The organism is Enterobacter sp. WI-ESBL-E8 (assembly GCF_053364895.1).
In genome coordinates this window covers 2720764-2740965 of the sequence record NZ_JBRWXJ010000001.1, presented here as the reverse complement: position 1 = coordinate 2740965, position 20202 = coordinate 2720764, and the positions used below count along the sequence as shown (strand labels likewise).

Here is a 20202-nt window from a genome sequence, read left to right as displayed (position 1 = left end):
ATTTCCGCTTTTCCCCCTTCTTTCTTTGCGGCAGCTCACAATACTACGCTGAGCTGCTTTGCAATCGCGTTTTTCTGCCTCCCGGTCCGTTGACAGATATTTTTCATGGGAGTAGATTGCGTTCCGTGGGACCGCTACCATGGAAAATAAAAGTGAACGCAAAAATTAAAGAGCTCATTAATCTTATTTACGGGGAATCGTTTTCTGAAGCACAGCGTAATGTGCTGCTGGAAAATATTGGAAAGGCCGCTTTTGTTATTACTGAAAAGCGTAAAGCGGGGTGGGATGAAAAAGACGTTGTTCTGATTACCTATGCCGATCAATTTTCGACGAAAGGGGAGAAGGCACTGCCTGTTTTTACGCGTTTTTATAACAAGTGGCTTTCTCACTCTTTTTCTCACGTCCATCTTTTACCATTTTATCCATGGTCTTCTGACGACGGATTTTCTGTCATTGATTATCATGAAGTTGCACCTGAAACCGGAACGTGGCGAGACGTTGCCGAATTAAAACAGTCAACCAGCTTGATGTTTGATTTCGTCTGCAACCATATGTCTGCCAAAAGCAAATGGTTTGCGAATTACCTTAAGCAAATACCCGGGTACGAAGATTTCTTCATTTCTGTCGATCCTGAAACAGACTTATCCGCGGTGACTCGCCCGCGCGCATTACCTCTTCTTACGCCTTTCACGCTTCATGATGGCAGCGTGCGACACTTGTGGACCACCTTCAGCGATGACCAGGTCGATCTCAATTTCGCTTCTCCGCTGGTGCTGATTGCGATGGTAGACGTCCTGCTGCATTACCTGATTGAAGGTGCGCGTTACATTCGTCTGGATGCCGTTGGGTTTATGTGGAAAATACCCGGAACATGCTGCATCCATCTTGAGCAAACCCACCAGCTCATCCAGCTTTTCCGCGCCATTACCGAGGCTGTGGCCCCCGGAACGGTGATTATCACTGAGACGAACGTTCCGCATAAAGATAACGTTGCTTACTTCGGTGACGGTGAAAATGAAGCACAGATGGTTTATCAGTTCTCTCTGCCCCCGCTTGTTTTGCATGCGGTGCATTGCCAGAATGTGCGTGCTCTCAATCAGTGGGCAGCGTCGCTAAAGCTGCCCTCAACGAAAACCACCTGGTTCAACTTCCTGGCCTCGCATGACGGCATTGGCCTTAATCCGTTACGTGGAATTTTACCTGAGTCAGAGATTATTTCACTTGTGGAAACACTGCAGGCCGAAGGGGCGCTGGTTAACTGGAAAAATAACCCGGATGGGACACGTAGCCCGTATGAAATTAATGTCACCTATCTGGATGCATTAAGCCCAGGTGACAGCAATGATGATCATCGTATCGCACGGTTTATTCTGGCTCACGCCGTGCTTTTAAGCTTCCCGGGTGTACCTGCTGTCTATATTCAAAGTATTCTTGGTTCCCGTAATGATTATGCTGGCGTTGAACGCCTGGGATACAACCGTGCGATAAACCGTGAGAAATACATCGCAGGACAAATTGATAGCGTGCTTGAGGATAAAACCAGCCTGCGTTATCAGGTCTATTCCAGATTAAGTCATTTAATTGCGCTGCGCCGGAAAGAAAAAGCATTCCATCCTGACGGTGAGGCTTATTTTAGCGCGTCGGGGGAGCATGTTTTAAAAATTATTCGTGTTGCGGATTCTGGCGAGAAGATAACGGCAATATTTAATTTCAGCGATCGCACTCAAAGGATTGAATCCGATATTCAATCCGGAAGGGAGTTGATCGCCGGAAAGGATATTACAGATACGGCTCTGACCCTTATTCCATGGCAGGTGTTGTGGATTAAAGAAAACTAAAAAAGGACCTTAAACATGAGAATGCCCAGAATTGTGCTGATATCAGCACTGGTTTCGTGCGCCTTGTTATCAGGCTGCAAGGATGACAAACCGTCTGCTGTCACGATTGAGTTTATGCACTCGTCAGTAGAACAGGAGCGTCAGGCGGTTATTACGAAACTGATCGAAAAGTTCGAGAAAGAGAATCCTGGTATTACCGTAAAACAGGTGCCGGTGGAAGAAGATGCCTACAACACCAAGGTGATTACGCTGGCCAGAACGGGGGCATTGCCCGAAGTGATCGAAGTCAGCCATGACTACGCAAAAGTCATGGACAAGGAGCAGCTGCTGGATCGCAAGGCTATCGGCGAAGCCATTAAGGCGGTAGGGGAAGACACCTTCTATGACGGTATCCTGCGCGTCGTGCGTACGGAAGACGGCTCTGCCTGGACAGGCGTCCCCGTCAGTGCCTGGCTGTCCGGCGTCTGGTATCACAAGGATGTGCTTGCCGCGGCGGGTATTGAAGAGCCGCGTAACTGGGAACAGCTGTTGAAGGCCTGCCAGAGTCTTAACGACCCGGCAAAAAAACATTACGGCATTGCGCTGCCAACCGCAGAAAGCGTGATGACCGAACAGGCATTCTCTCAGTTTGCCCTGTCCGGCGGTGCAAACGTTTTTGATGCTAAAGGGAATGTCGACATCGATACCCCTGAAATGGCGAAAGCCCTGGCGTTTTACAAAGCCCTGGCCGCAACCACCATGCCTGGCTCCAACGATGTCATGGAGATCAAAGACGCCTTCATGAACGGTTCTGCGCCAATGGCCGTTTACTCCACCTACATCCTGCCGGCGGTCTTTAAAGACGGAAATCCGTCCAATCTGGGCTTTGTCGTCCCCACAGAAAAAACGTCTGCAGTCTACGGCATGGTCACATCTCTGACGATCACCACCGGCCAAACCGAAGATGAAACGAAAGCGGCAGAGAAATTTGTCACCTGGATGGAACAGGCTCAACACGCCACTGACTGGGTAATGATGTCCCCGGGTGCGGCATTGCCAGTGAACAAGCTTGTGGTCGGCACGGATACCTGGAAAAACAACGATGTGATTAAAGCGTTTGGGCAACTGCCTTACGAACTGTTCGCACAGTTCCCGAATGTGCAGGTGTTTGGTGCGGTGGGAGATAAAAACTTCACCCGCATGGGGGATGTGACGGGGTCCGGCATTATCAGTTCCATGGTGCATAACGTTACGGTGGGGCAACAAGCTCTCAGCGCGACCTTAAGCAACAGCCAGAAGCGACTGACTGACGTGATTTCACAACGATAGGAGCGCTTTGCGGAAGGAAATTATGAAGACGTTGTTTTCTGGTCGTTCAGATATGCCTTTCGCCATGCTGCTGTTGGCCCCCAGCCTGATTTTACTGGGGGGCCTGGTGGCCTGGCCGATGATTTCCAATATTGAAATCAGTTTTTTACGCTTGCCGCTTAACCCGCGCATTAGCGCTGTGTTTGTCGGGCTCGACAATTACATTCGCATTCTCAGTGATGCGGCATTCTGGCATTCGCTGTGGATGACGTTCTGGTACACGACACTGGTCGTGATGGGGAGCACGGTGCTGGGGCTGGCCGTAGCAATCTTCTTTAACCGGGAGTTTCGTCTGCGAAAAACGGCGCGTTCGCTGGTAATTTTGTCCTATGTCACCCCGTCCATTTCGCTGGTATTTGCCTGGAAATACATGTTCAACAACGGCTACGGCATCGTGAACTATCTGGGCGTGGACGTGCTGCATCTGTATGAGCAGGCCCCGCTGTGGTTTGACAATCCTGGCAGCAGCTTTGTGCTGGTGGTGCTGTTCGCCATCTGGCGTTACTTCCCGTACGCGTTCATTTCGTTCCTGGCAATTTTGCAGACCATTGATAAATCGCTGTATGAAGCCGCGGAAATGGACGGAGCAAATGCCTGGCAGCGTTTTCGCATCGTCACGCTGCCCGCGATTATGCCGGTGCTGGCAACGGTGGTCACGCTGCGCACTATCTGGATGTTCTACATGTTTGCGGATGTCTACCTGCTGACGACCAAGGTCGATATTTTAGGCGTCTATCTTTACAAAACTGCCTTCGCTTTCAACGATTTGGGTAAGGCAGCGGCTATCTCCGTCGTGCTGTTCGTGATCATCTTCGCGGTGATTCTGCTGACCAGAAAAAGGGTAAACCTCAATGGCAACAAATAAACGCGTGCTGGGTCGTATTGGTTTTTATCTGGGGCTGGCGGTGTTTCTGGTCATCACGCTGTTCCCGTTCTTCGTGATGTTAATGACGTCGTTAAAGAGCGCGAAAGAGGCGATATCGCTTCACCCGACCATACTGCCGCAGGAGTGGACGCTGCAGCATTACGTCGACATTTTTAACCCGCTGATTTTTCCGTTCGTGGACTATTTCAGAAACAGCATGGTGGTGTCGTTGACCTCATCGGTGATTGCCGTGTTTCTCGGCACGCTGGGGGCTTACGCCTTATCCAGACTGCGTTTTAAGGGCCGCACGACGATCAATGCGAGTTTTTACACCGTCTACATGTTCTCCGGGATATTGCTGGTGGTACCGCTGTTCAAAATCATCACTGCTCTGGGGATCTACGACACCGAGCTGGCGCTGATTATCACCATGGTGACCCAGACGTTACCGACAGCGGTGTTCATGCTGCGCAGTTATTTCGACACCATTCCGGACGAGATTGAAGAAGCCGCGATGATGGACGGCCTCAATCGTCTGCAAATCATCTTTCGCATCACCGTGCCGCTGGCGATTTCCGGCCTCGTATCGGTGTTCGTCTACTGCTTTATGGTGGCGTGGAACGACTACCTGTTTGCGTCCATTTTCCTGTCCAGCGCCAGCAATTTCACGCTGCCGGTTGGGCTGAATACGCTCTTTAGCACGCCAGATTATATCTGGGGTCGCATGATGGCGGCATCGCTGGTGACGGCGCTTCCGGTGGTCATCATGTACGCCCTGTCTGAACGTTTTATTAAAAGTGGTTTGACCGCCGGCGGCGTGAAGGGCTGAGGCAGTCAATTTTAACAAGGAGTCAGTCATGAAAAAATTAGTTGCGACCGCGCCTCGTGTGGCGGCGCTGGTGGACTATGAAGATCGTCAGGTTGCCGTACATGAAGTGAAAATTCGTGCACGCTTTGGCGCACCAAAACATGGAACTGAAGTGGTGGATTTCCGTGCGGCAAGTCCGTTTATTGATGAAGAGTTCAACACGGAGTGGCAGATGTTTACCCCGCGTGAAGAGGGCTCGGCGCGCGGGATCGAATTCGGTAAGTTCCAGCTGGGCAATATGATTGTTGGCGACATTATCGAATGCGGTGATGACGTTACAGAATACCAGATTGGCGATCGCGTCTGCTGCTACGCACCGCTGCAGGAGACGGTCATTGTGAATGCCGTCAACAACTACAAGCTGCGCAAAATGCCGCAGGGTGCCTCCTGGAAAAACGCCGTTTGTTACGATCCAGCGCAGTTTGCGATGAGCGGCGTACGCGATGCTAACGTGCGGGTAGGCGATTTTGTGGTGGTGGTGGGGCTTGGTGCGATTGGGCAGATTGCGATCCAACTGGCCAAAAAAGCCGGTGCGTCAATCGTCATCGGCGTCGATCCTATCGAACACCGTTGCGAGATAGCCCGTCGTCACGGTGCCGACCACTGCCTTAATCCGATCGGGACTGATGTCGGTCTGGAAATCAAAACGCTGACCGGGAAACAGGGCGCGGATGTGATCATCGAAACCAGCGGCTTTGCAGATGCACTGCAGTCCGCGCTGCGCGGACTCGCCTACGGCGGCACCATCTCCTACGTCGCCTTCGCGAAGCCGTTCGCGGAAGGTTTCAACCTCGGCCGAGAAGCGCATTTCAATAATGCGAAGATTGTCTTCTCGCGCGCCTGCAGCGAACCCAATCCGGATTATCCACGCTGGAACCGCAAACGTATTGAAGAGACCTGCTGGGAACTGCTGATGAACGGTTATCTCAACTGCGAGGACCTGATCGACCCTGTGGTCACCTTTGCCTCCAGCGCTGAAAGCTACATGCAGTATGTCGATCGGCATCCTGAACTGAGCATCAAAATGGGCGTCACTTTTTAAGCTAAGGAGAGCAACAATGAAAATCGCAACCCAAAACCAGGCCTTTTTCCCAACCTCGATTCTGGAGAAGTTCCAGTACATCAAAGCGATGGGTTTTGATGGCTTTGAAATTGACGGCAAACTGCTGGTTGAGAACCTCGATGAGGTGAAAGCGGCTATCCACGCCACGGGGCTGCCGGTGACAACGGCCTGCGGCGGATATGATGGCTGGATTGGCGACTTTATTGAAGAACGTCGTCTGAACGGTTTAACTCAGATTGAACGCATTCTGGAAGCCCTGGCGGAAGTGGGCGGAAAGGGCATTATCGTGCCTGCAGCGTGGGGGATGTTTACCTTCCGCCTACCACCGATGACCTCTCCACGCAGCCTTGAAGGCGACCGCAAAGCGGTGAGCGCTTCGCTACGCTGGCTGGATGAGGTGGCGGCGCGCACCGGAACGACCGTCTATCTTGAACCGCTGAACCGCTACCAGGATCACATGATCAACACCCTGGCGGACGCGCGTCGCTATATCGAAGAGAATGCGTTGAAGCACGTACAGATCATCGGCGACTTCTACCATATGAATATCGAAGAAGATTCGCTGACGGAGGCGCTGCATCGCAACCGGGATCTGCTTGGCCACGTCCACATTGCCGATAATCATCGCTATCAGCCGGGAAGCGGTAGCCTGGATTTTGCCAGCCTGTTCGATCAGCTGCGCGCGGATCGTTACCAGGGCTATGTGGTTTACGAGTGCCGTGTGCGCGCCGACGATCCTGCTCGGGCTTACCGGGATTCACTGACTTATTTGCGTGAATGCTAAGGATGGCGAGCGCGATGAGTCCTTCAACACCTTCGCAACTGCGCGTCGCCATAATTGGCGCCGGGCAGGTCGCGGAAAAAGTACATGCCTCGTACTACGCCACGCACGGTGATGTTCAGATGGTGGCTGTCATGGATAGCCACCCCGAACAGGCACAGGCTTTTGCGGAACGTCATGCCATCCCTTCTGCATGGCATGACGTGCGAGAGATGCTCGGGGCGGTTAAGCCGGATGTGGTGAGCGTTTGTTCGCCTAACCGGTTTCATTTTGAACACGTTATGGCAGCGCTGGAAGCAGGCTGCCACGTGATGTGCGAAAAACCGCCGGCAATGACCCCGCAAGAGGCCGAACGGATGCGTAACGCCGCGCGCAAGGCGGGAAAAGTGCTGGCGTATGATTTTCACCATCGTTTCGCACTTGATACGCAATTGCTGCGTGAGGCCGTGATGAACGGTGCGCTGGGTGAAATTTATTTCACCACGGCCCAGGCGCTTCGGCGCTGTGGAGTGCCGGGCTGGGGCGTCTTCACCAACAAATCGTTACAGGGCGGAGGACCTCTGATTGATATCGGCATTCACATGCTTGATGCCGCGATGTACGTCATGGGGTTCCCGGCGGTAAAAAGGGTGACGGCGCATAGCTTCCAGAGGCTGGGAAACCGCAAAAGCAGCGGCCAGTTTGGCGCGTGGGATCCCGCTCAGTTTACCGTTGAAGATGCCCTGTTTGGCACCATTGAATTTTGCAACGGCGGCATTCTGCGTCTGGATACGTCGTTTGCGCTCAATATTCGTGAGCAATCGATCATGAACGTCGCATTCTGCGGTGAAAAGGCGGGGGCCACGCTGTTCCCGGCGCACATCTACAACGACGAGGCCGGTCTTTTAGTCACCCTCACGCAGCGTGAGGAAGCTGATGACCAACGCCATCTGCGCAGTATGGATGCCTTTGTACGGCATGTGCAGGGAGAGCCCGTCATGATTGCTGATGCAGAGCAGGGGCTGGTTATCCAGCAGCTTGTCGCCGCGCTGTATGAATCAGCAGAAACAGGGGAAAGCGTGACGTTATGCTAAACGTGTCTGTCTTAACCGATCCGGGCTTTTGTCCACACAGCCTGAATAAATACGCCTCCATCATGGCCTGCGGTAATGGCTACATGGGGATCCGCGCTACGCACGAAGAAGATTACACCCGGCAAACCCGAGGCATGTATCTTGCGGGTCTCTATCATCAGGCGGGTCGTAACGAGACCACTGAACTGATTAACCTGCCAGACATTATCGGTGTTGATGTTGAGCTGGATGGCGTCAATTTCACGCTCCTGTCAGGCGAAATCCTTGAGTGGCAGCGCGAGCTGGCGTTTGCCAATGGCGAACTCCGTCGCAGCGTCCTCTGGCGCTCGCCCGACGGGAAACGCTATCGGCTGGAAAGTCGTCGTTTTGTGTCGCTGGACCAGCTGCCGTTAGCGGCAATGCAGCTCTCGATCACGCCTCTTGATGCCGCCTCGCAGGTGGTACTGAAAACCGGCATTGACGCAACGCAGACCAATAGCGGCAGACAGCATCTGGATGAAATGTCGGTCAGAGTGTTCGACCAGCATTACATGCAGGGCGTGTATGAAACGCAGGACCGAGTCTCAGATGTTGTTGTGTCGGCGTTTTGCCAGCTCTCAACAAAGAGCGACAGCTGTTTCACCGCTAAAAATCGTCGTCTCAGCGTTCATCATTCGCTGACGATTGCGCAGGGTGACACTGTCACGCTCGAGAAAATCGTCTGGGTTACGCATCGCAGTGATAAAGCCCTGCCGCAGGAGTCTTTCGCTCGCGACGCGCTGGCCGATCTCAAAGTCTGTGCGGCACGGGGCTACGATGCGTTGCTTGAAAGCTCATCGTATGCCTGGAAAGAGGTCTGGCTTGACGCTCGGGTGGAAGTGACGTCAGCGGAATGCCAGGATCAGATCGCGCTGGATTACGCCGTCTGGCATCTGACCACCATGACGCCAGCCCATGATGAGCGAAGCAGTATCGCCGCCAAAGGGCTGACGGGAGAGGGGTATAAAGGCCACGTCTTCTGGGATACCGAAATTTTTCTGCTGCCTTTCCATCTCTTCACGCGTCCCCTGGTCGCCCGTAGCCTGCTGCGTTACCGCTGGATAAACCTGCCCGGGGCGCGGGAAAAAGCCCGGCGCAACGGCTGGCCTGGTGCGCTATTCCCGTGGGAAAGTGCTGCGAGCGGTCAGGAGGAGACGCCGGAGTTTGCCGCCATTAACATCCGAACGGGCACGCGCCAGAAGGTGGCGTCCGCGCTGGCGGAACACCACATCGTGGCGGACATCGCCTGGGCCGTCGTCGCGTACTGGCAGGCAACGCACGATGATGCCTTTATGCGCAATGAAGGTCTGACGTTGCTGATGGAAACCGCCGCCTTCTGGATGGGGCGCGTAACGGATATCCATGGTCGTCTGGAAATCCATGACGTGATTGGACCGGACGAATACACCGAGCACGTGAACAATAACGCCTATACCAACTATCTGGCCTGGCATAACGTTGCCTGCGCGTGCCGGTTTATGGCGATGTTTGGGCGCGAGGATGAAGGTTTTACGCAGAATGCCACACGGTTCCTGACGCGCTTATGGCTGCCGGAGGCCAATTCAGACGGTGTGATCCCACAGGATGACACCTTCATGGCGAAACCTGCTATCGATTTGAGTCGCTATAAAGAGAAAGCGGGTAAGCAGACCATTTTGCTCGACTATTCCCGCGCGGAAGTGAACGAGATGCAGATCCTAAAGCAGGCTGATGTGGTGATGCTTAACTACCTGTTGCCAGAGCGGTTTACGTCGCAGCAATGTGTCGCCAACCTGGCGTTCTACGAGCCCCGTACGATCCATGACTCTTCGTTGAGCAAGGCCATTCACGGCATTGTGACTGCCCGCTGCGGTGATACCGAAGGAGCCTATGCCTTCTGGCGTGATGGTGTCGCTATCGATCTGGGGGACGATCCGCACAGCAGTGATGACGGTATTCATGCCGCAGCCACCGGCGCGATCTGGTCCGGCGTAATTCAGGGATTTGCCGGTATGCAGATTATGGAAGGGGAGTTGCATCTTGCGCCGAAATTACCAGTCCACTGGCGAAGACTTGCTTTTCCGTTGCGCTGGCGGAACGCACGGCTGCGCTTCACGTTTGAAAATGACGTTTTAACCATCGATACCACCGCGCCCGTCACGTTAACCCTGTGGGGTAAAACGGTGTGCATATCGGCGCGGCAGACACTGACGCGTAGGGAATTTCTTGCACCTTTTAATGGGACCGCTACCACGGAGGCCAGCCATGAAGCCTGAAGCCGTTGTATTCGATCTTGATGGTGTTATCACCGATACCGCGCATTTGCACTTTCTTGCCTGGCGTGCCGTGGCGCAGGAGATTGGCATTTCCATCGATGAGGCTTTCAACGAGGAACTGAAGGGAATTAGCCGCATGGAATCTTTGCAGCGCATCCTGCGGCAGGGTGGAAAAGAGGGGGCGTTTAGCGACAAACAGTGCCTGGCGCTGGCGAGTAAAAAAAATGCGCTTTATGTCCAGTCTTTGGCGTCGTTGACGCAGGACTCTCTGCTTCCCGGCATCCGCGACGTACTGGCGGAAATACGTGCGGCGAAGGTCAAAATCGGGCTCGCCTCCGTTTCCCTGAATGCGCCTGGAATATTGCATGCGCTGGGTATTCAGAACGCTTTTGATTTTTGCGCCGATGCCTCACTCATTGTCTGTTCGAAACCAGACCCGGAGATCTTCCTCGCCGCCTGCTCAGGTCTGAATGTCCGTCCTGAAGCGGCCATGGGGATTGAAGATGCCCCCGCCGGCGTTGAGGCGATCAACGCCGCGGGAATGCTATCGGTTGGGATTGGCTCTGGCCTGATCCATGCGGGTTTACAGCTTCATTCAACGCGGGAACTGACCTGGAAATGCCTGACCGATTTCTGGGCATCCCGGACGTATTGATAAGGAATTAACAATGGCCCAACTGTCACTGAAACATATTCAGAAAATATACGATAACCAGGTCCACGTGGTTAAGGATTTCAATCTCGACATTGAGGACAAAGAGTTTATCGTTTTCGTCGGTCCGTCAGGCTGCGGCAAATCGACGACGCTGCGCATGATTGCGGGGCTGGAAGAGATCTCCGCGGGTGAACTGGTCATTGACGGCGTTTGCATGAACGACGTGCCAGCCAAGTCGCGCGACATTGCCATGGTATTCCAGAACTATGCGCTTTATCCGCACATGACGGTTTACGACAACATGGCGTTTGGCCTGAAAATGCAAAAAATTGCGCCCGCGGTGATTGAGGAGCGCGTTAACTGGGCGGCCCAGATCCTCGGTTTACGGGAATATCTTAAGCGTAAGCCGGGCGCGTTATCGGGCGGCCAGCGCCAGCGCGTGGCGTTAGGCCGGGCGATCGTGCGCGAAGCGGGCGTCTTCCTGATGGATGAGCCGTTATCCAACCTTGATGCCAAGCTTCGCGTGCAGATGCGGGCTGAAATCAGCAAGCTGCACCAAAAGCTCAATACCACGATGATTTACGTGACCCACGATCAGACGGAAGCGATGACGATGGCCACCCGTATCGTTATCCTGAAGGATGGCATTATTCAGCAGGTGGGGGCACCGAAGCAGGTTTATAACGAACCGGCGAATATGTTTGTTGCAGGTTTCATCGGCTCACCTGCCATGAACTTTATTCGCGGCGCGCTGGACGATCGTTATTTCGTGACGGAAACCCTGCGCCTGGAGATCCCGGAAGAGACGCTCGCGGCGCTCAATAACGCGGGATATCAGCGTAAAGCCGTGGTCTTTGGGATCCGCCCGGAAGATATTCTGACGCTTCAGAACCGTGATGACGACATTGCTGCGAAAGTCAGCGTAGCCGAATTGACGGGGGCGGAGTTCATGCTCTATGCCACCGTTGGCGGGCATGAGCTGGTTGTTCGCGCTGGAGCCGCGAATGATTATGCCGCAGGGGATAATATCGGCATTCAGTTCGATATGAATAAGTGCCATTTCTTCGACGCTGAAACCGAAGCGGCTATTAGATAAGAAAGGTGTTCGCCGGAAATGAAAATTTCCGGTTTTTTTGTTTGTTACTTATAAAGGGAATATTTAATGAGTACTCTACTAAAAAGTGCTGCGCTCGTTCTGTGCGCAGGAGTTAGCTACGCACAAGCATCAGAAACAGCTAAGCAGTGGGAATTTAATATTGGTGCAATGTATGAAATTGAAAACGTCGAAGGTCAGGGCGACGATAAAGATGGATTATATGAACCTTCCGTGTGGTTTAATGCAACCTGGGATGCGTGGACGCTTTCACTGGCAATGTATCAGGAAGGACCTGTTGATTACAGCAGTATGACCCGCGGCACCTATTTTGATCGTCCTGAATTTGAATTACGCTATCGCTTTATCGGCACCGAAGATTTTACACTCGGCCTGACCGGCGGTTTCCGTAATTATGGCTATCACTTCAAAGATGAACACGGCGCGAAGGACGGCAGTGCAAATATGCAGCGCTATAAGGTTCAGCCTGACTGGGATATTAAATTAACCGACGACTGGCGTTTTGGCGGCTGGTTTGCCATGTATCAGTTCGCCAACGATCTGGAGAAAACCGGCTATGCTGACAGCCGCGTCGAAACCGAAACGGGCTTCACCTGGACCATTAACGAAACCTTTGCAGCAAAAGTGAATTACTATTTAGAACGTGGATTTAATATGGACAGCTCTCGTAATAACGGCGAATTTTCGACGCAGGAAATTCGTGCGTATCTGCCCATTTCGTTAGGCCAGACCACGCTCACGCCTTATACCCGCCTGGGGCTTGACCGCTGGTCTAACTGGGACTGGCAGGACGATCCCGAGCGTGAAGGACATGATTTCAACCGGCTCGGTCTCCTCTACGCCTATGATTTCAACAATGGTTTATCCATGACGCTGGAATATGCTTACGAGTGGGAAAACCATGATGAAGGCGAAAGCGACCGCTTTCACTATGCGGGTGTTGGCGTAAACTACGCGTTCTGACCAACGGCGCGCCAGGGGCATTAAGCCCCTGGTTTTAGCGAAGTGAGGCAGCCAACAAAAAATGGGTATCAACAAGCACTTTTTGCGGGGCGGGATGGCCGGCAATACGCCTGAAAAGAAGATCGCAACTCTCTTCACCCAGCTTACGGGTGGGAATATCAAAGCCGCCCGGCGCTGGCGTTAAAATGAGAGACAGCATCGGGTCACTGTATCCGGCTATCACTACCTGCTCTGGGATCATCAGATTTAACTCATCCGCCGCGCGATAGAGGCTGAGTAACTTCATGCTGTCGGTAGCAAAAACCGCATCAGGCGGAGTGGGTGAGGATAATAATTCAAGCGCCGCCGCAAGCGCGCTCTCATGGGTATATCCCCCATCCATGATCCAGCCCGGGGTAAGGGCAATGTTATGCTTTTCCAGGCTGGCTTTATAGCCTGCAAGACGATCAATCGAAACATGATAATCAAGTGGCGCATGCAGACAGGCAATTTTACGGCGACCATTTTTAATAAAGGTTTCCGTCAGCGTTGCGCTGTCATGAAAATTATCCGTATCGACGGAATATATATTCTGATAATCACCTTCCACTTTACCGATGACCACTACCGGTACGCCATAGGGATCCAGCGTGCTGAAAAAGGATTCATTTGCCGGTGAACTTAGCATAATGATCCCTTTGATCATCTTCTGTTTTATTTTACTTACACATTTCAGCAGATCGTCTTCACTGCTTTTTGACGTTTGCAAAATAACATCAAAACCTTCCTCTTCCGCTTTTGCCGTAATGGCATGAAGGACATCGGAGAAAAAAGGGTTACCGGCGGTGGTTTTGGTTGAGCGGGTCGAAATAACCATAATGGCGTCGAAACCCGAAGAGGTCAGGGCGCGGGCCAGTTTGTTGGGTTGATAATTTAATTCGTCAATCGCCTTCAGCACTTTTTCACGCGCTTCGGGAGAAATATTGGTTTGTTTATTCAGAACGCGGGAAACGGTTGATTTCGATACGCCCGCAACCCGTGCGATATCATAAATGGTGGGTGACATACACCTTACTCACTCCGGACTGACAGCAATGCCGTTCATCTTACTGGAGAGAAAACGGCAATAGCAATAAATAAGAATTGATAATCAACGATCTGCCCCCATTTATTGTATTCTGAAGCAATGCATTCAAGGCTTCCGGGCAACGAAGGACGGCGATGAAGCGACTTAAAAACGAACTCAATTCACTGATGAACCGCGGCGTTGACCGTCATCTGCGTCTGGCGGTAACAGGGCTGAGCCGCAGCGGTAAGACGGCGTTTATCACCGCGATGGTGAACCAGCTACTGAACCTGCACGCAGGTGCGCGCCTGCCGCTGCTGGGCGCGGTGCGGGAAGAGCGTCTGCTGGGCGTTAAGCGCGTCCCCCAGCGCGATTTTGGCATTCCACGTTTTACCTATGACGAAGGGCTGGCGCAGCTTTATGGCGATCCGCCCACGTGGCCGACGCCGACGCGAGGGGTCAGTGAAATTCGCCTTGCGCTGCGTTTCCGCTCCAATGAATCCCTGATGCGCCATTTTAAGGATACTTCCACCCTGTACCTGGAAATCGTCGATTACCCCGGCGAATGGCTACTCGATCTGCCGATGCTGGCGCAGGACTACCTTAGCTGGTCCCGGCAGATGACCGGGTTATTGCAGGGGCAGCGCGCCGAGTGGTCGGCCAAATGGCGTCAGCTGTGCGCAGGCTTAGACCCGCTTGCCCCGGCCGATGAAAACCGCCTGGCGGCCATTGCCGAAGCCTGGACGGCGTATCTGCATCAATGTAAGCAGGAAGGGCTGCACTTCATTCAGCCGGGGCGTTTTGTTCTGCCGGGTGATTTAGCGGGTGCGCCTGCGCTTCAGTTCTTCCCGTGGCCGGATGTGGACGGGGCTGGCGAGTCGAAGCTGGCGCAGGCCGACAGACACACCAACGCCGGAATGCTGCGCGAGCGTTACAATTACTACTGTGAGAAAGTGGTCAAGGGATTCTATAAAAACCACTTTCTGCGTTTTGACCGCCAGATTGTGCTGGTGGATTGCCTGCAGCCGCTTAACAGTGGGCCACAGGCATTCAACGATATGCGCCTCGCGCTGACGCAGCTGATGCAAAGTTTTCACTACGGGCAGCGGACGCTGTTCCGTCGTCTGTTCTCACCGGTGATCGACAAACTGCTCTTTGCGGCCACCAAAGCCGATCACGTTACGGTCGACCAGCATGCCAATATGGTGTCGCTGCTGCAGCAGCTGGTGCAGGACGCCTGGCAAAACGCCGCCTTCGAAGGGATCAGCATGGATTGCCTGGGGCTCGCGTCCGTGCAGGCGACGCAAAGCGGCCTGATTGACCTCAACGGCGAGAAAATACCCGCATTACGCGGAAATCGACTCAGCGACGGCGAAGCGCTTACCGTATATCCGGGCGAAGTGCCCGCGCGGCTGCCGGGCCCGGCCTTCTGGCAGAGCCAGGGCTTCCAGTTTGAAGCCTTCCGTCCGCAGGTCATGAGCGTCGACCGGCCGTTACCGCACATCCGTCTGGATGCGGCGCTGGAGTTTTTGATTGGAGATAAATTGCGATGACGGAACCGTTAAAACCGCGTATAGACTTTACCGGAACGCTTGAGCAAGAGCAGCAGGAGGCGTTTAAAACGGCGCAGACGTTCAGCGGCACGCAGGCTGATAACTTTGCCCCGGCGCTGACGGAGGAGCCTGACGTTGAGGAAGGTCCCGCGGAAGCGGCCGTGGAAGCTGCGTTGCGTCCGAAACGTAGCCTGTGGCGTAAAATGGTGACCGCGGGTCTGGCGCTGTTTGGTGCAAGCGTGATTGGGCAGGGCGTACAGTGGACCATGAATGCCTGGCAAACCCAGGACTGGGTCGCGCTGGGCGGGTGTGCCGCGGGCGCGCTGATCGTGGGGGCGGGCGTCGGGTCGGTTGCCACCGAGTGGCGTCGGCTCTGGCGTCTGCGACAGCGCGCGCATGAGCGTGATGTCGCCCGGGATCTGCTCCACAGTCACGGCACCGGCAAAGGCCGTGCGTTCTGTGAAAAGCTGGCCAGCCAGGCCGGGATCGATCAGTCGCACCCGGCGCTTCAGCGCTGGTATGCCGCCATTCATGAAACCCAGAACGATCGGGAAGTGGTGACGCTCTATTCACATATGGTTCAGCCGGTGCTGGATGCTCAGGCGCGACGCGAGATTGGCCGTTCTGCGGCGGAATCAACGCTGATGATCGCCGTTAGCCCGCTGGCGCTGGTCGATATGGCCTTTATTGCCTGGCGCAACCTGCGCCTGATCAACCGTATCGCAAACCTTTACGGCATAGAGCTGGGTTACTACAGCCGGCTCAGACTGTTTAAACTGGTTCTGCTCAATATCGCGTTTGCCGGCGCGAGTGAGCTGGTGCGCGAAGTGGGAATGGACTGGATGTCGCAGGATCTTGCGGCGCGTCTTTCTGCCCGTGCCGCCCAGGGAATCGGCGCCGGATTACTGACCGCACGTCTGGGAATTAAAGCGATGGAAGTCTGCCGCCCGCTGCCCTGGATCGATGGCGATAAGCCCCGGCTGGGGGATTTCAGGCGTGAACTGATCGGCCAGCTCAAAGAAACGCTCAATAAAAAACCTGCCCCGTGAGGTTTTGTTCACTAATCGTGCTGGCTGTCAATATTTCTTGACAGCCATCTTCCTGATCGCCGTGTTCTGACATATCATTTTACTGTTATTGGCTTAAAACGGTGAATTTCCCATGCGTCTTGAAGTCTTCTGTGAAGACCGTCTCGGTCTGACCCGCGAATTACTCGATCTTCTTGTTTTGCGTAGCATTGATTTACGTGGCATTGAGATCGATCCTGTCGGGCGAATTTACCTCAATTTTGCCGAAATTGAATTTAATACATTCAGTAGCCTGATGGCGGAAATCCGCCGTATCGCTGGCGTTACGGATGTACGCACCATTCCCTGGATGCCGTCTGAGCGTGAGCACCTGGCGCTGAGCGCGCTGCTGGAAGCCATGCCGGAGCCGTTCCTCTCCCTGGATTTGAAAAGTAAAGTGGAGCGCGTTAACCACGCGAGCTGCCAGCTTTTCGCACAGAGCCAGGAGAAGCTCAGCAACCACAACGCCGCGCAGCTGATCCCGGGTTTCAACTTCCAGCGCTGGCTGGACAGCAATCCGCAGAACACCCATAGCGAGCATGTAGTGATTAACGGGCAGAATTTCCTGATGGAGATCACGCCGGTCTATCTGAAAGGGGAAGGGAATACCCGCGTGTTGACCGGGGCGGTGATCATGCTGCGGTCGACGTTACGCATGGGCCGTCAGCTGCAGAATATTTCCAGCCAGGATGTGGGCGCCTTTAGCCAGATTATTGCCGTCAGCCCGAAAATGCGCCATGTAGTTGACCAGGCACGCAAGCTCGCAAGCCTGACCGCGCCGCTGCTGATTACCGGCGATACCGGCACCGGGAAAGACCTGCTGGCGCACGCCGTGCACCTGGCGAGCCCGCGTGCGGCAAAACCGTATCTGGCGCTTAACTGCGCCTCAATCCCGGAAGATGCCGTCGAAAGCGAGCTGTTTGGTCATGCTCCGGAAGGCAAGAAAGGGTTCTTCGAGCAGGCGAACGGTGGCTCTGTGCTGCTGGACGAGATCGGCGAAATGTCGCCGCGCATGCAGGCTAAGCTGCTGCGTTTTCTGAACGACGGAACGTTCCGCCGCGTCGGTGAGGATCACGAAGTGCATGTGGACGTGCGCGTCATTTGCGCCACCCAGAAAAACCTGGTCGAACTGGTGCAAAAGGGGATCTTCCGCGAGGATCTCTATTACCGCCTCAACGTCCTGACGCTGAATATTCCCCCGCTGCGCGATTGTCCGCAGGACATCATGCCGTTAACGGAGCTGTTTGTGGCCCGCTTTGCCGACGAGCAGGGAGTTCCGCGTCCGAAGCTTTCTGCCGATCTCGGTACGGTGCTAATGCGCTACGGCTGGCCGGGCAACATTCGTCAGCTTAAGAACGCCGTCTATCGTGCGCTGACCCAGCTCGAAGGCTATGAGTTGCGTCCGCAGGATATTCTATTGCCTGATTACGACGCCGGAACGGTATCGGTAGGCGAAGAGGCGATGGAAGGTTCGCTGGACGACATCACCAGCCGTTTCGAACGCTCGGTGCTGACGCAGCTGTATCGCAGCTATCCCAGCACCCGCAAGCTGGCAAAACGTCTTGGCGTCTCGCACACCGCGATTGCGAATAAGCTCCGCGAGTACGGTTTGAATCACAAGAAGGGTGACGAATAACAAAAAGCCTCTGTAAAGAGGCTTTTTTATTTTGCGCTTATTCCTTCGCCAGAGGCGTGGTCACGATTTCGGTTTTTGTCTCTCCCTGAATCGACGCAATCCGGCTTTCGACGTCTTTTACCTGCTGCGGGCTGTGAAGCAGGGTATAGGTCAGGTCAAACTGCGCGCTGGCGCCAGGCTGCAGTTGCTTAACGCGCTTCTGCTCGCGTTCAATGGTGACGGGATAGGCGTAGCTGGTACCCGGCTCAATGCCCGTGACATACCCTTGCTTCAGCGTGTCGGTATTTTTCCATAAGGTCAGAACGGGCAGCTGACGGGTGTCAAACTGGATTGACGCGCCTTTATCGCCGGCTTTATTGACCACTGCCGCGAGCGTTTCATGCTTATTGTCCGCAAGTGGTTTGATGTTAAAGACCATCTCATCAAAGCCTTTTGTCGGCCCGGCATAGGTTTGCCAGTCGTTAACGCCCGCTTTTGCGTAATCATTGAACGGGCTCACGCTTACCGCTGGCGCAAGGAAACGTGCGCCTTCTTCGAGGATCGGCGTCCCGAAGTTGCTGTGATAGATGATCTGGTAATCATGAGGATAATCTGCATGGTTTGTCAGCACGTCGTGCAGGCTGAACTGGTTGGTTCCAGGAACGTAACGCAGCTCGGTCATGGTTTGCAGATCCGCTTTTTTAAACGTGCTCTCCTTGATCAACCCCCGAACGCGGATCTCATGCGGAGCGGCATCCGCAACCTCGACTTCTACCTGCGATACTGGAGTATTACCGGCCTTGCCGTGAAGGGTATAAATCTGTCCGTCAGCGGTGACCGGGTGTCCTGTCCACTCATAGCCACAGCGCACCATCATCTCGTTGAAACCATCCAGCCAGCCGAGACCGTTTCGGCTTTCCAGATTGATATACGCCGGGTTCACAACTTCTTTAACGGGCGAATTCCACCCCAGCCGGGTGCCAAACCCTTCAACGTGCAGAAGGTTCATCCCGCGCGTCGGGCTCAGGGAAATGGTCAGACCGCCTTTACTGCTAATAACGATGATTTTACTGCCTTCCTGTTTACCGCCGTGTAAGATTTTTTGCTCAATGCTGAACGTTTGATCTTTAACGTTCAGCTCATCACTGGAAATCTTCCAGTTTCCTTTTTCTACGCTGCTTTCAGCGCTTGTCAGCACCCAGGTTTTAGCCGCTGCATGGCCAGAAATCAGTACCGCAAGGAGCGAAAAAGCGAGTTTGATCTTCATATTTTATCCTTTTTGCTGAAACGATTATTTTCTTTCGTAAGCAAATCTAATGTTTAGACAGAAAGGGAAATGTGATGAGCCTCACTGGAGGAAAAAACAGGCAATTTTAACGATAGCAGTGTGCTGATGGTCACGTTAATGTTGGATGTATGAGTTTTTGTTGCATAATTAATGTGAATTTCGAGTGCTCATGCTTTAACGATTCAGCTTAACGGTAATAAAAAACCCCGCCGTGGCGAGGTTGATAATTAATTGTATAGAATGCTCAGTACTTATTATGCTTTCAGCACGTCCAGCGCGGCAGCGTAGTCCGGCTCGGTGGTGATTTCGTTAACCAGTTCACTGAAGACGACAGTGTCGTTTTCATCAAGAACCAGTACGGCACGAGCTGCCAGACCTTTCAGAGGGCCTTCCGCAATGCTGACGCCGTATTTCTCGAGGAAATCCGCGCTGCGCAGGGTGGAGAGGGTAATGACGTTGCTCAGGCCTTCGGCACCGCAGAAACGGGACTGGGCAAACGGCAGGTCAGCGGAAATGCACAGCACAACGGTGTTGTCCATTTCAGTCGCCAGCTGGTTGAATTTACGCACGGATGCGGCACAAACGCCGGTATCAATGCTTGGGAAAATGTTCAGCACTTTGCGTTTACCCGCAAACTGAGCCAGTGTGACGTCAGACAGATCTTTAGCCACCAGAGTAAAAGCCTGCGCTTTGCTGCCAGCCTGCGGAATGGAACCTGCAACAGCAACCGGGTTGCCCTGGAAATGAACGAGTTGTGACATAGATATCTTCCTGTTTACATATAGTTAACGTCG

Annotated in this window: 17 protein-coding genes; 14 read left to right on the top strand and 3 right to left on the bottom strand. The window is 53.7% G+C overall.

Translation table 11 applies throughout. The features are described 5' to 3' along the window. The first annotated feature begins 152 nt into the window (after window positions 1-152). From ACWHWP_RS13075 to ACWHWP_RS13025, 11 genes are all read left to right on the top strand, one after another. A complete protein-coding gene (locus ACWHWP_RS13075; protein ID WP_447855774.1) occupies window positions 153-1838 on the top strand; it encodes a sugar phosphorylase in 1686 nt (561 codons plus the stop codon). 15 nt (window positions 1839-1853) lie between these two features. Beyond that, window positions 1854-3146 carry an ABC transporter substrate-binding protein gene (locus tag ACWHWP_RS13070; RefSeq protein WP_447855773.1) on the top strand — a complete coding sequence of 431 codons (1293 nt, stop codon included), beginning with the start codon at window positions 1854-1856 and terminating at the stop codon, window positions 3144-3146. A 22-nt stretch (window positions 3147-3168) separates the two neighbouring features. Beyond that, window positions 3169-4050 carry a carbohydrate ABC transporter permease gene (locus ACWHWP_RS13065; RefSeq protein WP_063956596.1) on the top strand — a complete coding sequence of 294 codons (882 nt, stop codon included), beginning with the start codon at window positions 3169-3171 and terminating at the stop codon, window positions 4048-4050. Next, window positions 4037-4879 (top strand): carbohydrate ABC transporter permease, encoded by an 843-nt coding sequence (locus ACWHWP_RS13060; RefSeq protein WP_059309892.1) that lies wholly within the window; start codon window positions 4037-4039, stop codon window positions 4877-4879. The genes ACWHWP_RS13065 and ACWHWP_RS13060 overlap by 14 nt, the downstream gene beginning before the upstream one ends. Window positions 4880-4907: 28 nt before the next feature. After that, a complete protein-coding gene (locus ACWHWP_RS13055) occupies window positions 4908-5960 on the top strand; it encodes a zinc-dependent alcohol dehydrogenase (RefSeq protein ID WP_063431290.1) in 1053 nt (350 codons plus the stop codon). A 16-nt stretch (window positions 5961-5976) separates the two neighbouring features. Continuing rightward, window positions 5977-6765, top strand: coding sequence for a sugar phosphate isomerase/epimerase family protein (locus tag ACWHWP_RS13050; protein WP_063956592.1), 789 nt, complete (start codon window positions 5977-5979; stop codon window positions 6763-6765). A gap of 2 nt (window positions 6766-6767) precedes the next feature. Further along, entirely contained in the window at window positions 6768-7835 is a 1068-nt protein-coding gene (locus ACWHWP_RS13045; RefSeq protein WP_447855772.1) for a Gfo/Idh/MocA family protein, read from the top strand. Further along, window positions 7829-10108 carry a glycoside hydrolase family 65 protein gene (locus ACWHWP_RS13040; protein WP_447855771.1) on the top strand — a complete coding sequence of 760 codons (2280 nt, stop codon included), beginning with the start codon at window positions 7829-7831 and terminating at the stop codon, window positions 10106-10108. Before ACWHWP_RS13045 ends, ACWHWP_RS13040 begins: the two co-directional genes overlap by 7 nt. Further along, complete coding sequence (pgmB, locus tag ACWHWP_RS13035) at window positions 10098-10763, top strand: beta-phosphoglucomutase (protein WP_063431282.1); 666 nt, start codon at window positions 10098-10100, stop codon at window positions 10761-10763. The genes ACWHWP_RS13040 and pgmB overlap by 11 nt, the downstream gene beginning before the upstream one ends. 13 nt (window positions 10764-10776) lie before the next feature. After that, entirely contained in the window at window positions 10777-11859 is a 1083-nt protein-coding gene (locus ACWHWP_RS13030) for an ABC transporter ATP-binding protein (RefSeq protein ID WP_447855770.1), read from the top strand. Between the two features lie 66 nt (window positions 11860-11925). Then, entirely contained in the window at window positions 11926-12840 is a 915-nt protein-coding gene (locus ACWHWP_RS13025) for an OmpG family monomeric porin (protein WP_063431278.1), read from the top strand. Between the two features lie 34 nt (window positions 12841-12874). Here the strand turns inward: ACWHWP_RS13025 and ACWHWP_RS13020 are convergent, their stop codons facing one another. Next, window positions 12875-13885: a LacI family DNA-binding transcriptional regulator gene (locus ACWHWP_RS13020; protein WP_059309900.1), complete on the bottom strand. Its 1011-nt coding sequence runs from the start codon at window positions 13883-13885 to the stop codon at window positions 12875-12877. Between the two features lie 155 nt (window positions 13886-14040). On the opposite strand from ACWHWP_RS13020, the gene ACWHWP_RS13015 reads away from it, so the two are divergent. The 3 genes from ACWHWP_RS13015 (at window position 14041) to tyrR (ending at window position 18141) form a co-directional block, all read left to right on the top strand. After that, complete coding sequence (locus ACWHWP_RS13015; RefSeq protein ID WP_447855769.1) at window positions 14041-15438, top strand: YcjX family protein; 1398 nt, start codon at window positions 14041-14043, stop codon at window positions 15436-15438. Beyond that, window positions 15435-16487: a YcjF family protein gene (locus tag ACWHWP_RS13010; protein WP_047348301.1), complete on the top strand. Its 1053-nt coding sequence runs from the start codon at window positions 15435-15437 to the stop codon at window positions 16485-16487. The genes ACWHWP_RS13015 and ACWHWP_RS13010 overlap by 4 nt, the downstream gene beginning before the upstream one ends. Window positions 16488-16599: 112 nt before the next feature. Beyond that, window positions 16600-18141: a transcriptional regulator TyrR gene (gene tyrR / locus ACWHWP_RS13005; protein WP_059309903.1), complete on the top strand. Its 1542-nt coding sequence runs from the start codon at window positions 16600-16602 to the stop codon at window positions 18139-18141. A gap of 37 nt (window positions 18142-18178) precedes the next feature. Here the strand turns inward: tyrR and ACWHWP_RS13000 are convergent, their stop codons facing one another. Both ACWHWP_RS13000 and tpx read right to left on the bottom strand, forming a co-directional pair. Further along, window positions 18179-19387, bottom strand: a complete 1209-nt coding sequence (locus ACWHWP_RS13000; RefSeq protein ID WP_447855768.1) for an aldose 1-epimerase family protein — start codon at window positions 19385-19387, stop codon at window positions 18179-18181. 275 nt (window positions 19388-19662) lie between these two features. Beyond that, on the bottom strand, window positions 19663-20169 hold the full coding sequence (gene tpx, locus ACWHWP_RS12995) for a thiol peroxidase (RefSeq protein ID WP_047348304.1): 507 nt from the start codon (window positions 20167-20169) through the stop codon (window positions 19663-19665). Window positions 20170-20202 lie beyond the last annotated feature (33 nt).